At 50.2% G+C, this 14,925-nt stretch carries 14 protein-coding genes, 2 pseudogenes and 1 other annotated feature; of the genes and pseudogenes, 6 read left to right on the top strand and 10 right to left on the bottom strand.

The window, feature by feature from the left end; genetic code table 11:
* Positions 1 to 237 precede the first annotated feature (237 nt).
* From C7B16_RS02085 to satP, 3 genes and pseudogenes are all read left to right on the top strand, one after another.
* Positions 238 to 438: pseudogene (locus tag C7B16_RS02085) on the top strand (DUF2541 family protein); the annotation flags it as partial.
* Positions 439 to 467: 29 nt separating this feature from the next.
* Positions 468 to 581: pseudogene (locus C7B16_RS25175) on the top strand (hypothetical protein); the annotation flags it as partial.
* A gap of 148 nt (positions 582 to 729) precedes the next feature.
* A complete protein-coding gene (satP, locus tag C7B16_RS02080; protein ID WP_000528538.1) occupies positions 730 to 1,296 on the top strand; it encodes an acetate uptake transporter in 567 nt (188 codons plus the stop codon).
* A gap of 194 nt (positions 1,297 to 1,490) precedes the next feature.
* On the opposite strand, the gene mog is transcribed toward satP, so the two are convergent.
* Both mog and tal read right to left on the bottom strand, forming a co-directional pair.
* The gene (mog, locus tag C7B16_RS02075; RefSeq protein ID WP_001517716.1) at positions 1,491 to 2,078 is read right to left on the bottom strand and encodes a molybdopterin adenylyltransferase; all 588 of its coding nucleotides are present in this window, start codon (positions 2,076 to 2,078) and stop codon (positions 1,491 to 1,493) included.
* Between the two features lie 114 nt (positions 2,079 to 2,192).
* Positions 2,193 to 3,146: a transaldolase gene (gene tal / locus C7B16_RS02070; RefSeq protein WP_000130186.1), complete on the bottom strand. Its 954-nt coding sequence runs from the start codon at positions 3,144 to 3,146 to the stop codon at positions 2,193 to 2,195.
* A 279-nt stretch (positions 3,147 to 3,425) separates the two neighbouring features.
* On the opposite strand from tal, the gene C7B16_RS02065 reads away from it, so the two are divergent.
* Positions 3,426 to 4,856, top strand: a complete 1,431-nt coding sequence (locus C7B16_RS02065; RefSeq protein ID WP_016249591.1) for an alanine/glycine:cation symporter family protein — start codon at positions 3,426 to 3,428, stop codon at positions 4,854 to 4,856.
* Between the two features lie 69 nt (positions 4,857 to 4,925).
* Positions 4,926 to 5,702, top strand: coding sequence for a peroxide stress protein YaaA (gene yaaA, locus C7B16_RS02060; RefSeq protein ID WP_000906159.1), 777 nt, complete (start codon positions 4,926 to 4,928; stop codon positions 5,700 to 5,702).
* A gap of 164 nt (positions 5,703 to 5,866) precedes the next feature.
* On the opposite strand, the gene C7B16_RS02055 is transcribed toward yaaA, so the two are convergent.
* The 7 genes from C7B16_RS02055 to yjjY form a co-directional block, all read right to left on the bottom strand.
* Positions 5,867 to 6,193, bottom strand: coding sequence for a DUF2502 domain-containing protein (locus C7B16_RS02055; protein WP_105224911.1), 327 nt, complete (start codon positions 6,191 to 6,193; stop codon positions 5,867 to 5,869).
* A gap of 212 nt (positions 6,194 to 6,405) precedes the next feature.
* Positions 6,406 to 7,692 (bottom strand): threonine synthase, encoded by a 1,287-nt coding sequence (thrC, locus tag C7B16_RS02050; protein WP_107179305.1) that lies wholly within the window; start codon positions 7,690 to 7,692, stop codon positions 6,406 to 6,408.
* Positions 7,693 to 8,625: a homoserine kinase gene (gene thrB, locus C7B16_RS02045; RefSeq protein ID WP_001517712.1), complete on the bottom strand. Its 933-nt coding sequence runs from the start codon at positions 8,623 to 8,625 to the stop codon at positions 7,693 to 7,695. It lies immediately after the preceding gene.
* Between the two features lies 1 nt (position 8,626).
* Positions 8,627 to 11,089: a bifunctional aspartate kinase/homoserine dehydrogenase I gene (gene thrA / locus C7B16_RS02040; protein WP_010378218.1), complete on the bottom strand. Its 2,463-nt coding sequence runs from the start codon at positions 11,087 to 11,089 to the stop codon at positions 8,627 to 8,629.
* Between the two features lie 24 nt (positions 11,090 to 11,113).
* Positions 11,114 to 11,233: a sequence feature (Thr leader region), on the bottom strand.
* Positions 11,169 to 11,234 carry a thr operon leader peptide gene (thrL, locus tag C7B16_RS02035; protein ID WP_001386572.1) on the bottom strand — a complete coding sequence of 22 codons (66 nt, stop codon included), beginning with the start codon at positions 11,232 to 11,234 and terminating at the stop codon, positions 11,169 to 11,171. Its footprint overlaps the feature before it by 65 nt.
* Positions 11,235 to 11,447: 213 nt before the next feature.
* Positions 11,448 to 12,134, bottom strand: a complete 687-nt coding sequence (locus tag C7B16_RS02030; protein ID WP_001223170.1) for a tRNA/rRNA methyltransferase — start codon at positions 12,132 to 12,134, stop codon at positions 11,448 to 11,450.
* A gap of 399 nt (positions 12,135 to 12,533) precedes the next feature.
* The gene (yjjY, locus tag C7B16_RS02025) at positions 12,534 to 12,674 is read right to left on the bottom strand and encodes a protein YjjY (protein ID WP_001303782.1); all 141 of its coding nucleotides are present in this window, start codon (positions 12,672 to 12,674) and stop codon (positions 12,534 to 12,536) included.
* A 95-nt stretch (positions 12,675 to 12,769) separates the two neighbouring features.
* Here yjjY and arcA point away from each other — a divergent pair, with 95 nt between their 5' ends.
* Complete coding sequence (arcA, locus tag C7B16_RS02020) at positions 12,770 to 13,486, top strand: two-component system response regulator ArcA (RefSeq protein WP_001194358.1); 717 nt, start codon at positions 12,770 to 12,772, stop codon at positions 13,484 to 13,486.
* Between the two features lie 58 nt (positions 13,487 to 13,544).
* Here arcA and creD read toward each other — a convergent pair whose 3' ends face one another.
* Positions 13,545 to 14,897, bottom strand: a complete 1,353-nt coding sequence (gene creD / locus C7B16_RS02015; protein WP_016249589.1) for a cell envelope integrity protein CreD — start codon at positions 14,895 to 14,897, stop codon at positions 13,545 to 13,547.
* Positions 14,898 to 14,925: the final 28 nt, after the last annotated feature.

Raw genomic sequence — 14,925 nt, 5'->3', positions numbered from 1 at the left:
ACGTCATCAAGGGGGAGATGCAAAAATTTTTTGTGCTTTTGCGCAGAAATTTCGCGATATGGCGGAAGAAGACGAGAAACGGACTGGAATTTAATTCCTATAAAGGATGAATTCAACACAAAATTATCACCAAAAAATTGTAATAAAAATAACATATTACGTTCATGCGTCATGTTTTCTCTGCCAACAAACCAGTCGCTATTTGTCCTCCTAGTGCTCCCCACAAGGAGAATCCTTATGAAATCTGTTTTTACGATTTCTGTCAGCCTGGCTATTGGCCTTATGTTGTGCTGTGCCGCGCAGGCTAACGACCATAAAATCCTCGACGTCATTGCCATGACGCGTAATGAAACTAACGATCCCGCACTGCAATGCCCCGTTTGCCGCGTTGTAAAACACATACAACTCACCGCCGATCATGGCGATTTACAGTTAAGCGACTTTTAAAGCGAGTCAGGGAGGCCTGTGGCGCCGCATTAAATGGGGTTAAAGCCGTCAGCGGTAGCGTCCTTCGCGTCACGATCCCGGCACTACTACAAATCGCCTTCCTGCGGCGAATAGTTAACACCACTCAAGTGTGATACCTGATACCGGGGAAAATTTTCATTTTCCCATCAAAAGATCATAGACACTGCCCCACTGGCTGATTATTATGCCGCGCCCCGAAAACACTACAGTTATTCAGGGAAATTATTTCACCATTCATTCGATGATGATTTTTGAGGAATTATGGGCAACACTAAGTTGGCTAACCCGGCACCGCTGGGCCTGATGGGCTTCGGCATGACCACCATTCTGCTTAACCTGCACAACGTGGGTTATTTCGCTCTGGACGGTATTATTCTCGCCATGGGCATCTTCTACGGCGGTATCGCGCAAATTTTTGCCGGTCTGCTGGAGTATAAAAAAGGCAACACTTTCGGCTTAACTGCCTTCACTTCTTACGGCTCTTTTTGGCTGACGCTGGTTGCGATTCTGCTGATGCCGAAACTGGGTCTGACCGACGCGCCGAATGCGCAGTTCCTCGGTGTTTATCTGGGGCTGTGGGGCGTGTTTACGCTGTTTATGTTCTTCGGCACGCTGAAAGGTGCACGCGTTCTGCAATTCGTTTTCTTCAGCCTGACCGTGCTGTTTGCCCTACTGGCTATCGGTAACATTGCCGGTAACGCTGCGATCATCCACTTCGCAGGCTGGATAGGTCTGATCTGCGGTGCCAGCGCGATCTACCTGGCAATGGGTGAAGTGCTGAACGAGCAGTTTGGTCGCACCGTTCTGCCAATTGGTGAATCCCACTAATTGCTTGATATCCCCCGCACGGGGGATATCAGCGTGCGCTTTATTCATGCCGGATGCGGCGTGAACGCCTTATCCGGCCTACATAATCATGCAAATTCAATATATTGCAGGAAGATCGTAAGCCTGATAAGCGTAGCGCATCAGGCAGTTTTGCGTTTGTCATCAGTCTGATCCCCCCGCCTGGGGGGATTTTTTTATTCGCTAACTTCACGTCTTGCACTCTTCGGTCTGAATGCCGCTACCACTTCAGGTGCCGTTTCAACGTATGGTCCTTCCAGCAACTGAATGCAGTACGGCACACTGGCAAAAATACCGTGCACCACGACATTGCCCTCGCCATCCTTCACGCCTTCCAGCGTCTCTTTGATGGACTTCGGCTGACCGGGCAAATTAAGAATCAATGCCTGTTTACGAATCACGCCCACCTGCCGCGAAAGGATCGCGGTTGGTACAAAATGCAGGCTAATCTGGCGCATCTGTTCGCCAAAACCCGGCATCTCGCGATCGGCTACTGCCAACGTTGCATCGGGTGTCACGTCACGGCGCGCGGGGCCAGTACCGCCGGTTGTCAGCACCAGATGGCAACTCATTTCGTCCACCAGCTCACACAAGGTTTGCTCAATGATCGCCTGCTCATCAGGGATTAAACGGGTTTCCAGCTCAAATGGCGTCGTCAGCGCCGATGCCAGCCACTCTTCCAGTGCAGGAATGCCTTTATCCTGATAAACGCCGCTGGACGCGCGATCAGAAATGGAAACTAAGCCGATACGTAAAGTATTCATCAAGATTTTTCCGTTTAAACAGTCTCGTTAAACAGAATGATACACTGCGAAGGGAGTGACAGACAGGCTTCAGAAGAGGTAGCGTGACCGACTTCCCGGCCACGCTAAGAATGATTACAGCAGAGCGCCGATCATTTTTTCCAGTTTTTCCTGGTCAACAGCAAACTTACGGATACCTTCCGCCAGTTTATCTACAGCCATTGGATCCTGGTTGTGCTGCCACAGGAACTCGGACTCAGTGATACGTGCCGGACGCGCTTTCACTTCGCCAGTGTAGGACAGTTTACGTTCAATAGCCCCTTCGCTCTCTGCCAGTTCTTTCAGCAGTGCCGGAGCAATGGTCAGGCGGTCGCAACCTGCCAGTTCCAGAATTTCACCGATGTTACGGAAGCTTGCGCCCATAACCACGGTTTCATAACCATGCTCTTTGTAGTACTGGTAGATTTCCGATACAGAAACCACGCCAGGATCTTCTGCCGGAGCGTACTCTTTCTTGTCGGTATTGGCTTTGTACCAGTCAAGAATACGGCCAACAAACGGAGAGATCAGGAATACGCCAGCTTCTGCACAAGCACGCGCCTGGGCGAAGGAAAACAGCAGAGTCAGGTTACAGTTGATACCTTCTTTTTCTAGCTGTTCAGCAGCACGGATACCCTGCCAGGTAGACGCCAGTTTGATCAGAATACGATCGTTGCTGATACCCGCATCGTTGTAGAGCTTGATCAGACGTTTTGCTTTTGCAATTGACGCTTCGGTGTCATAGGAAAGACGTGCATCAACTTCAGTTGAGATACGGCCAGGAACCAGTTTCAGGATTTCCAGACCAATGTTTACTGCCAGTTTGTCAGTCGCGTCCACGATTTGCTGTGCGCGATCGTTGCTCTGCTGTTTCGCCCATGCGACAGCATCATCAATCAACTTGCGGTATTCCGGAATCTGCGCTGCGTTAAGAATGAGAGAAGGGTTGGTTGTGGCATCCTGCGGTTGATACAGCTTCATTGCCGCGATGTCCCCAGTGTCGGCCACTACAGTGGTGTACTGACGAAGGGAGGTCAATTTGTCCGTCATGATAGTATTTCTCTTTAAACAGCTTGTTAGGGGGATGTAACCGGTCTGCCCTGATGATATCACGACGCAACGACAGCGCAACCGCAGACGAGAGGGTTATCGCCAGGCGAGACTGTTTAGGTTTTCTGACACTGCGTTGATATCGCTCGCCATTTTTAAGCAAAAACTCAAGTATGCTACACAAGCGTTATCTACCAATGCACATCGTATATAATTCTTAATCAATTGGTAACGTTTACACAGGAATGTAACCGCGTGCCGGCGACAAGAGGGATACGAATGCCTGACTTTTTCTCTTTTATTAACAGTGTTCTATGGGGATCAGTGATGATCTACCTGCTCTTCGGCGCAGGTTGCTGGTTCACTTTTCGCACCAGATTCGTTCAGTTTCGCTACATTCGCCAGTTTGGCAAAAGTCTCAAAAATAGCGTTCATCCACAACCGGGGGGCTTAACGTCTTTTCAGTCACTGTGTACCAGTCTTGCCGCGCGCGTCGGCAGCGGTAACCTCGCCGGTGTTGCGCTGGCCATTACTGCCGGTGGACCCGGTGCCATCTTCTGGATGTGGATTGCCGCGTTTATCGGCATGGCGACCTCTTTTGCCGAATGTTCCCTTGCCCAACTTTATAAAGAACGTGACGCTAATGGGCAGTTTCGCGGTGGTCCGGCATGGTATATGGCGCGTGGATTGGGGATGCGCTGGATGGGCGTGCTATTCGCTATCTTTTTGCTCATCGCCTACGGATTGATTTTCAGCGGTGTTCAGGCAAACGCCGTCGCCCGCGCGATGCATTTTGCGTTTGATGTCCCACCATTAGTAACCGGCATCATACTCGCTGTCTTTGCCCTGTTGGCGATAACCCACGGTATTTATGGTGTCGCCCGACTGATGCAATGGTTTGTCCCTGTAATGGCATTAATTTGGGTACTCGCCAGTCTGATTATTTGTGCGATGAATATCGAGCAACTTCCTCACATCATTTGGTCTATTTTTGACAGCGCCTTTGGCTGGCAGGAAGCGGCAGGCGGCACCGCGGGTTACACCCTGAGCCAGGCAGTTACGAACGGCTTTCAGCGCAGTATGTTTTCTAATGAGGCGGGAATGGGGTCGACACCAAATGCAGCGGCGGCGGCAGCATCCTGGCCGCCGCATCCAGCAGCACAAGGTATTGTTCAGATGATCGGCATTTTTATCGACACCCTGGTCATCTGCACGGCAAGCGCCATGCTAATATTGCTGGCCGGAAACGGTACAACCTATATGCCGCTGGAGGGTATTCAGCTTCTCCAGAAAGCGATGCGAGCACTAATGGGTTCCTGGGGGGCAGAGTTTGTCACAATAGTGGTGATTCTGTTTGCCTTCAGCTCTATCGTCGCCAATTACATTTATGCGGAAAATAACCTTTTCTTTTTACGTATGAACAACACTAAAGCGATCTGGTGTCTGCGTATCTGCATCTTTGCCACCGTGATTGGTGGCACGCTACTTAGCCTCCCCATGATGTGGCAACTGGCTGATATTATTATGGCGTGTATGGCGATCACTAATCTGACCGCTATTTTGCTGCTCTCTCCGGTAGTGCATACCATTGCCAGTGATTATCTGCGCCAGCGTAAACTCGGCATACGCCCGATGTTTGATCCGCTGCGCTACCCGGACATCGGCCAGCAACTCGCACCTGATACGTGGGATGATGTTTCGCAGGACTAATCACAACTATCGATCAATTCATCCGCATTTTTTGCTACAGTCGCTGTAAATTTCCTGCAAGGACTGGATATGCTGATTCTGATTTCACCTGCGAAAACGCTTGATTATCAAAGCCCGTTGGCTACCACGCGCTATACGTTGCCGGAGCTGTTAGATCACTCACAGCAGCTTATTCACGAAGCGCGGAAGCTGACACCCCCGCAGATTAGCACGCTGATGCATATCAGCGACAAACTGGCGGGTATCAACGCCGCTCGCTTTCATGACTGGCAGCCAGATTTCACGCCGGAGAATGCCCGGCAGGCGATTCTGGCGTTCAAAGGCGATGTCTATACCGGTTTGCAGGCCGAAACCTTCAGCGAAGAAGATTTCGCTTTTGCCCAGCAGCATCTGCGTATGCTTTCCGGTTTGTATGGCGTACTGCGTCCACTCGATTTAATGCAGCCATACCGTCTGGAAATGGGGATCCGTCTTGAGAACGCCCGGGGCAAAGATCTGTACCAATTCTGGGGTGATGTGATCACCAACAAGCTGAACGAGGCGCTCGAAGCGCAAGGCGATCAGGTAGTAATTAACCTGGCGTCAGATGAGTATTTTAAATCAGTGAAACCGAAGAAACTGAATGCTGAGATTATCAAGCCGGTGTTCCTCGATGAGAAGAACGGCAAGTTTAAGGTTATTAGTTTCTACGCTAAGAAAGCGCGCGGCCTGATGAGTCGTTTTATTATTGAGAATCGCCTGACCAAACCAGAACAACTGACTGGCTTTAATCGTGAAGGTTACTTCTTTGATGAAGCCACCTCCAGCAATAGCGAACTGGTGTTTAAACGCTACGAGCTGCGTTAAGTTTGCGGTAAATGCCGGATACGGCGTAAACGCCTTATCCGGCCTACAAAAGCATGCAGATTCAATATATTGTAGAGATCACGTAGGCCTGATAAGTGTAGCGCATCAGGCAATTTTTCGTTTTCCATCAGTCTCAAATGCCGGAGGTCATCCGGCAGTTATGTTTACCGATGGTGTCTGTCCGGACCTGGACGATGCTCGCCGCCGTGATCGTTTCGATGATCTCCGCGGTGATCATTTCGATGATCATTATACCAATTATGGTGCGGCTGCGATCCGTGTGGGTGCCAGCGATTATCTCGCCATTCGTAATTTCTATACCACCAGTTATGGTCACGCCAGTAACCGCCATCCCAGTAGTAACCGCGATGATCGCGATCGCCAATCTGTAATTTCACTGATGGTACTAGCATTATTTCCTCTGCCTGCGCTGCCATAGGAGCGACCAGAATCAGGGAAAGTGCGAGCAGGATAGATTGCATCTTTTTCACAGGTGACTCCTTTTATCATTGCCAGTTATGGGCCGATATCCGGAGCTTACGGTAAAAGAATCCCCGTTGTCATTCTCTACAATTAAAAGAGCTAAGTTACCGCATTTATTGAAAATTTCTCCTTTTTTCTGTCGATTTTTCTCATATTTTCTCCACAAAAAAGCCGAACTGCATAAACGCAAGCCCGGCCATTTTCAGGAAATTAATGGATACTACTTATGATTCATCATCAGCTTGCGCAGCGCGGCAAAATCAGCGGGCAGATTATGAGAAAGCAGCGGTAAATCAGCACGTTCTGCCAGCTCTTTTGGCAGCTCCAGCGTTTCACCAAGAATTACCTCCACGCTCTCTTTAAATTTCGCCGGATGCGCGGTGCCGAGGAACAGACCATATTCGCCTGGGTGAAGCTGGTCACGCAGCGCACGGTAAGCCACGGCAGCATGCGGTTCTGAGGTATATCCCAGATCTTTTAATTCGCGCATCGTCTGCCGGGTCGATTCATCATCCACCGCCGCATAGCCCAACTCCTTCAATTGCCAAATTTTGCGGCGGAACAACTCTTCCACACGCGGCCAGTTATTCGGCTGGCTAACATCCATCGCATTGGATAATGTCGCCTGGGTGGCTTTTGGCGACCACTGCCCGTCGTGCAGGAAACGCGGCACTGTATCGTTAACGTTAGTGGCAGCGATAAAACGCTTCACCGGCAGACCGAGAGATTTTGCCAGCAGGCCTGCAGTTAAATCACCGAAGTTACCGCTTGGCACCGAGACAACCAACTGGTTCCGCGCCTCCTGCGGCAACTGCGCCACAGCCTCAAAGTAGTAGCAAATCTGCGCCAGCAACCGGCTGATATTAATGGAGTTAGCTGAGTTCAGCCCAAGCGCCACTTTCAGCTCTTCATCATCAAACGCCTGCTTCACCAGTGCCTGACAGGCATCAAAATCGCCGTCGATAGCGACAGTTTCAATGTTGCCACCTAATGTACAGAACAGTTTTTCTTGCAGTGGGCTGATTTTGCCGCGCGGATAGAGGATAACCACTTTTACATTCGGTAAACCATAGAACGCGTGAGCCACTGCCGCCCCGGTATCGCCGGAGGTCGCGGTCAGAATAGTCACCGATTTATCGCCCGCAATATGAGTCAGCATTTGCGCCATAAAGCGACCGCCGAAATCTTTAAATGCCAGCGTTGGCCCGTGGAACAGTTCCAGGCAACCGACATCGCTTGTAACTTTGGCAACCGGAGCCGGGAATGCAAACGCTGCACGCACGCGCTCTTCCAGTGCGTCCTGCGGGATCTCATCACCAATAAACGCTGAGAGGATCTTCGCGCTGCGGGTAACGAAATCCAGCTTCAGCATCTCATCAATTTCGGTCAGATTAAATTCCGGTAGATCGTGCGGAAAAAATAGCCCCTGATTTTTACCCAACCCCTGCGTTACGGCTTGCGCAAAGCTGACCTGTTCGTTGTGATCTTTCAGATTGTAGAGTTTCATTTAGTTTTCCAGTACTCGTGCGCCCGCCGTATCCAGCCGGCAAATATGAACAAAACCTTCCTGATTTTGCAGGTAGTTCTTACCCAACCAGTCAGCAACGCGTTGGGCGGTATCCAGCTTGTCACACAGAGCGAACAAGGTCGGGCCAGAGCCGGAGATACCGCTCGCTACTGCGCCGATTTCCGCTACCGCCTGCCGTGCCTGCCTGAAGCCCGGCAGTAAACGTTCACGGTAGGGTTCAGCGATAACATCTTTCATCAGCTTCGCGGCAAGCTCAGGCTGACGGGAATAGCAGGCGTGAATGAAGCCCGCCAGATGCCGCCCGTGAGCAATGCAATCCTGACGGCGGTACTGCGCCGGTAAAATAGCCCGAGCTTCTGCCGTCGAGACTTTAATCCCCGGATACGCCAGCACCCACAACCACTCATCAAACCCCGGCACCTGCTGGCTGATGATGCCGTTTTCTTCGATCATCAACTGCATACCGCCAAGAAAGCACGGAGCCACATTGTCGTAATGAATGCTGCCAGAAATACGCCCTTCCAGCTCGCCCATCAAGGCCAACAGGCGGGTATCGTTGAGCGGCTTGCCACAGTGCTCATTCATCGCGACCAGTGCCGCGACCACTGAACAGGCGCTGGAACCTAAGCCAGAACCGATCGGCATATTCTTTTCCAGGGTCATCGCCACTGGAATTTGCTTGCCCAGTTCCTGGCAAAAACGCTCCCAGCACTGATAAACGATATTTTCTCGCGGTTCTGACGGTAGTTTGTCGGCAAACTGTCCGAGGTTGTTGAGACTGAATGCCTCTGCCGCCTCAACCGTCACCACATCCCCAAGCAATTCGCCATCAACAGGCGTTACCGCCGCGCCGAGTACATCAAACCCGACGCTCATATTGGCACTGGAAGCCGGAGCATAAACTTTAACCATTTCAGACTCCTAACTTCCATGAGAGGGTGCGTAGCAGATCGGCAAAGACACCGGCAGCCGTAACATCATTGCCCGCGCCGTAACCGCGCAAAACCAGCGGCAGCGGCTGATAATAGTGGCTATAGAAGGCTAATGCGTTTTCGCCGTTTTTCACTTTGAACAGCGGATCGTTACCATCCACTTCAGCAATCTTCACGCGGCAGACACCATCTTCATCAATGTTGCCAACATAGCGCAAAACTTTGCCTTCATCACGAGCCTTCGCCACGCGTGCGGCAAAGAGATCGTCAAGCTGTGACAGGTTCGCCATAAAAGCCGCAACATCACCCTCAGCGTTAAACCCGGCTGGCAGCACAGGTTCGATTTCAATATCCGCCAGTTCCAGTTCACGCCCGGTTTCACGGGCGAGAATCAACAGCTTACGCGCCACATCCATACCGGACAGGTCATCTCGCGGATCCGGTTCGGTATAACCCATTTCCCGCGCCAGCGTGGTCGCTTCAGAGAAGCTCATACCTTCATCTAACTTGCCGAAGATAAACGAGAGCGAGCCAGAAAGAATGCCGGAGAATTTCATCAATTCATCGCCAGCGCTGAGCAAGTTTTGCAGGTTCTCAATAACCGGCAATCCCGCACCGACATTGGTGTCGTAGAGGAATTTACGCCGTGATTTTTCCGCCGCGTAACGCAACTGATGGTAGTAATCCATCGACGAGGTGTTGGCCTTTTTATTCGGCGTCACCACGTGGAAACCTTCACGCAGGAAGTCGGCATATTGATCCGCCACCGCCTGGCTGGAGGTGCAGTCGACAATCACCGGGTTCAACAGATGATATTCTTTCACCAGGCGAATTAAACGCCCGAGATTAAACGGCTCTTTGGCTTGCGCCAGTTCTTCCTGCCAGTTTTCCAGGTTAAGGCCATGCACATTGGTCAGCAACGCCTTCGAGTTGGCAACGCCGCAGACACGTAAGTCGATATGTTTGTTCTTCAGCCAGCTTTGCTGACGCTTCAGTTGCTCCAGCAGCGCACCGCCAACGCCACCGACGCCAATCACAAAGACTTCGATAACCTGATCGGTATTGAACAGCATCTGGTGGGTTACACGCACACCCGTCGTCGCGTCATCGTTATTTACCACCACGGAGATTGAGCGTTCAGAAGACCCCTGGGCAATGGCGACAATATTGATATTGGCGCGAGCCAGCGCGGCAAAGAATTTCGCTGAGATCCCGCGCAAGGTGCGCATACCATCACCCACCACCGAAATTATTGCCAGTCGTTCAGTGACCGCCAGCGGCTCCAGTAAACCTTCTTTTAGTTCAAGGTAGAACTCTTCCTGCATCGCCCGTTCAGCGCGTGCACAGTCGCTTTGTGGAACGCAGAAACTGATACTGTATTCGGAAGACGATTGGGTAATCAGCACCACCGAAATTCTGGCACGTGACATTGCAGCAAACACACGTGCCGCCATGCCAACCATCCCCTTCATTCCTGGACCGGAAACGCTGAACATCGCCATATTATTCAGATTGGAAATCCCTTTTACCGGTAGCTCGTCTTCGTCACGGCTGGCGCCAATAAGCGTACCGGGCGCTTGTGGGTTTCCGGTGTTTTTAATCAGGCAAGGGATCTGGAACTGGGCGATAGGGGTAATGGTGCGAGGATGAAGAACTTTAGCGCCGAAGTAAGAAAGCTCCATCGCTTCCTGATAGGACATCGACTTCAACAACCTCGCATCGGGCACCTGACGCGGGTCGCAGGTATAAACACCGTCAACGTCCGTCCAGATCTCGCAGCAATCGGCGCGTAAACAAGCAGCCAGTACCGCAGCGGAGTAGTCGGAACCATTGCGCCCCAGCACCACCAGTTCGCCTTTTTCGTTACCGGCGGTGAAACCAGCCATCAGCACCATGTGGTCAGCCGGAATGCGGCTTGCAGCAATACGGCGGGTAGATTCGGCAATATCGACGGTAGATTCGAGGTAATGACCGACTGCCAGCAGTTTTTCGACCGGATCGATAACGGTAACGTTGTGACCGCGCGCTTCCAGTACACCGGCCATAATAGCGATCGACATTTTTTCACCACGGCAGATAAGCGCAGCGTTGATGCTGTCCGGACATTGTCCCAGCAGGCTAATACCGTGCAGGACATGCTTAATTTGGGCAAATTCTTGATCGACAAACGTTTTCAGTTGCGCCAGCGGGAATCCCGGCTGGGCGGCGGCGAGTCCAGTCAGAAGTTCGGCAAAAATACGTTCGGCATCGCTGATATTGGGTAAAGCATCCTGGCCGCTAATGGTTTTTTCAATCATCGCCACCAGATGGTTGGTAATTTTGGCGGGGGCAGAGAGGACGGTAGCCACCTGCCCCTGCCTGGCATTGCTCTCCAGAATATCGGCAACCCGCAGAAAACGTTCTGCATTTGCCACTGATGTACCGCCGAACTTCAACACTCGCATGGTTGTTACCTCGTTACCTTTGGTCGAAAAAAAGCCCGCACTGTCAGGTGCGGGCTTTTTTCTGTGTTTCCTGTACGCGTCAGCCCGCACCGTTACCTGTGGTAATGGTGATGGTGGTGGTAATGGTGGTGCTGATGCGTTTCATGGATGTTGTGTACTCTGTAATTTTTATCTGTCTGTGCGCTATGCCTATATTGGTTAAAGTATTTAGTGACCTAAGTCAATAATATTTTAATTTACTCACGGAAGGCTACCCGTCCATAAGCTGCTGGCAAGTGCTCTTTTTTTAATCCACACTGAGACATATTTCCCGTTGCAGTCAGAATTAAAACCTAAAGATAACATTCCATACAGTTTTTTATTTGGTGATATTTTTTTCAATATCATGCAGCAAACGGTGCAACATTGCGGTGTCTCGTTGCTCTAAAAGTCCCAGGCGTTGTTGTAACCAGTCGATCAGTTTTGTGTCATCTGCCACCGCTAACGTCGTTAACAATGACATGACTCGTTCGCGTAAAGCACGCAGTTGATGTTGGTCTGCCGTTGCGTCACTTTTCGTCGGTTGTTGTATTAATGTTGCTAATTGATAGCAATAAACCATCACCGCCTGCCCCAGATTAAGCGAAGGGTAATCTGCCACCATCGGCACGCCAGTAAGAATATCAGCCAGCGCCAGTTCTTCGTTTGTCAGACCGGAATCTTCCCGGCCAAATACCAACGCCACATGATTCATCCACGTCGATTTTTCCTCCAACAACGGCACCAGTTCCACCGGCGTCGCATAGTAATGATATTTCGCCCGGCTACGCGCAGTGGTGGCGACAGTAAAGTCGACATCGTGTAAAGATTCAGCCAGTGTTGGAAAAACTTTAATATTATCAATAATATCACCGGAGCCATGTGCAACCCAGCGGGTGGCTGGCTCCAGATGGGCCTGGCTATCGACAATGCGCAGTTCGCTAAATCCCATTGTTTTCATTGCCCGCGCCGCTGCACCTATATTTTCTGCTCTGGCGGGTGCGACCAGAATAATCGTTATACGCATGTTGCTACTCTTCTTGACCAAATAACCGCGAACAGGGTGATGAATGTCAACTTACTGCGCGGAGAGAATTTACAAAATATTAACGCAAGTCGCAGAAAAAGCCCTTTACTTAGCTTAAAAAAAGCTAAACTATTTCCTGACTGTACTAACCGTTTAATTGTTAAAAAACGCTACATATCTTTCTGTTTACTTAGGATAATTTTATAAAAAATAAATCTCGACAATTGGATTCACCACGTTTATTAGTTGTATGATGCAACTAGTTGGATTATTAAAATAATGTGACGAAAGCTAGCATTTGGATACGATGATTTCATCAAACTGTTAACGTGCTACAATTGAACTTGATATATGTCAACGAAGCGTAGTTTTATTGGGTGTCCGGCACGTCTTAGCCTGTTATGTCGCTGTTAAAATGGTTAGGATGACAGCCGTTTTTGACACTGTCGGGTCCTGAGGGAAAGTACCCACGACCAAGCTAATGATGTTGTTGACGTTGATGGAAAGTGCATCAAGAACGCAATTACGTACTTTAGTCATGTTACGCCGATCATGTTAATTTGCAGCATGTATCAGGCAGGTCAGGGACTTTTGTACTTCCTGTTTCGATTTAGTTGGCAATTTAGGTAGCAAACATGCAGACCCCGCACATTCTTATCGTTGAAGACGAGTTGGTAACACGCAACACGTTGAAAAGTATTTTCGAAGCGGAAGGCTATGATGTTTTCGAAGCGACAGATGGCGCGGAAATGCATCAGATCCTCTCTGAATATGACATCAACCTGGTGATCATGGATATCAATCTGCCGGGTAAGAACGGTCTTCTGTTAGCGCGTGAACTGCGCGAGCAGGCGAATGTTGCGTTGATGTTCCTGACTGGCCGTGACAACGAAGTCGATAAAATTCTCGGCCTCGAAATCGGTGCAGATGACTACATCACCAAACCGTTTAACCCGCGTGAACTGACTATCCGTGCACGCAACCTGCTGTCTCGTACCATGAATCTGGGTACTGTCAGCGAAGAACGCCGTAGCGTTGAAAGCTACAAGTTCAATGGTTGGGAACTGGACATCAACAGCCGTTCGTTGATCGGCCCTGATGGCGAGCAGTACAAACTGCCGCGCAGCGAGTTCCGCGCCATGCTTCACTTCTGTGAAAACCCTGGCAAAATTCAGTCCCGTGCTGAACTGCTGAAGAAAATGACCGGCCGTGAGCTGAAACCACATGACCGTACTGTAGACGTGACGATCCGTCGTATTCGTAAGCATTTCGAATCTACGCCGGATACGCCGGAAATCATCGCCACCATTCACGGTGAAGGTTATCGCTTCTGCGGTGATCTGGAAGATTAATCGGCTTTACCACCGTCAAAAAAACGGCGCTTTTTAGCGCCGTTTTTATTAGCCAATATTATTTCCAGATACGTAACTCATCGTCCGTTGTGACTTCTTTACTGATTTTCATTTTCGGCATTGAAAACGCATACCAGTCGATATTGCGAGTCACAAACATCATACCTGCCAGCGCCACCACCAGCACACTCGTCCCCAACAACAGCGCGCTATCGGCAGAATTCAGCAGTCCCCACATCACACCATCCAGCAACAACAAAGCCAGGGTAAACAACATGCTGTTGCGCCAACCTTTTAATACCGCCTGCAAGTAAACACCGTTCATTAACGCCCCTATCAGGCTGGCGATTATCCAGGCCACGGTAAAACCGGTATGTTCAGAAAACGCCAGCAAGAGTAAATAAAACATCACCAATGACAGCCCCACCAGCAAATATTGCATTGGGTGTAAACGTTGTGCGGTTAGCATTTCAAAAACAAAGAAGGCCATAAAAGTCAGCGCAATGAGCAAAATGGCGTATTTGGTCGCCCGGTCCGTTAATTGATACTGATCGGCTGGCGTAGTGACTGCGACGCTAAACGCCGGGAAATTGTCCCAACGGGTATTATTGCCTGAAGCAAAACGCTCACCGAGGTTATTGGCAAACCAACTACTTTGCCATTGCGCCTGAAAACCGGTCTCGCTGACCTCCCGTTTTGCGGGCAAAAAATCACCTAAAAAACTGGGGTGCGGCCAGTTACTGGTTAAGGTCAATTCGCTATTACGCCCCGTCGGCACCACGGAAAGGCTCCCTGTTCCGCTTAAATTCAGCGCCATATTCAGCTTCAGGTTCTGCTTCAGCCAGTTCCCTTCGGTTAAAGGAATATGCACGCCCTGCCCGCCTTGCTCTAACCCTGTTCCAGGTTCAATGGTCAGCGTCGTTCCGTTAAGTTCAGGTGCTTTCACCACCCCAATGCCACGCGCATCACCTACACTAATCACAATAAACGGCTTGCCTAAGGTGATATTGGGCGCGTTGAGTTCGCTAAGACGCGAAACGTCAAAATCGGCTTTTAGCGTTAAATCACTGTGCCAGACCTGACCGGTATAAATGCCTATCTTCCGTTCTTCCACGTTCTGATTGCCATCAACCATCAACGACTCAGGTAACCAGAAATGGATAAAACTTCGTTTCCGCTCCACGGTTTTTTCTTCTTCCTGCACCGTATAAAGCTCAGTTACAGGGATAGCGATGAGCGGCCCGACCAACTTTTGCGACCCACTGGTGCTTTGACGAATTGCATCCTCAACATCACTACGGTAATCGGCACGTTCGACAATCACCTGCCGAATCAACATTAATGGAATTAACAGCAGCAACACGGCACCAAACAAAGTGGCCATTTTCCAGAACAGGGGGGATTTCAACATAGTCTTCTCCTTTGCAATGGCTGCAGTG

Source organism: Escherichia sp. 20412-1 (assembly GCF_003027595.1).
Taxonomy (GTDB): domain Bacteria; phylum Pseudomonadota; class Gammaproteobacteria; order Enterobacterales; family Enterobacteriaceae; genus Escherichia; species Escherichia marmotae.
This window is presented reverse-complemented; position numbering and strand designations above follow the sequence as displayed.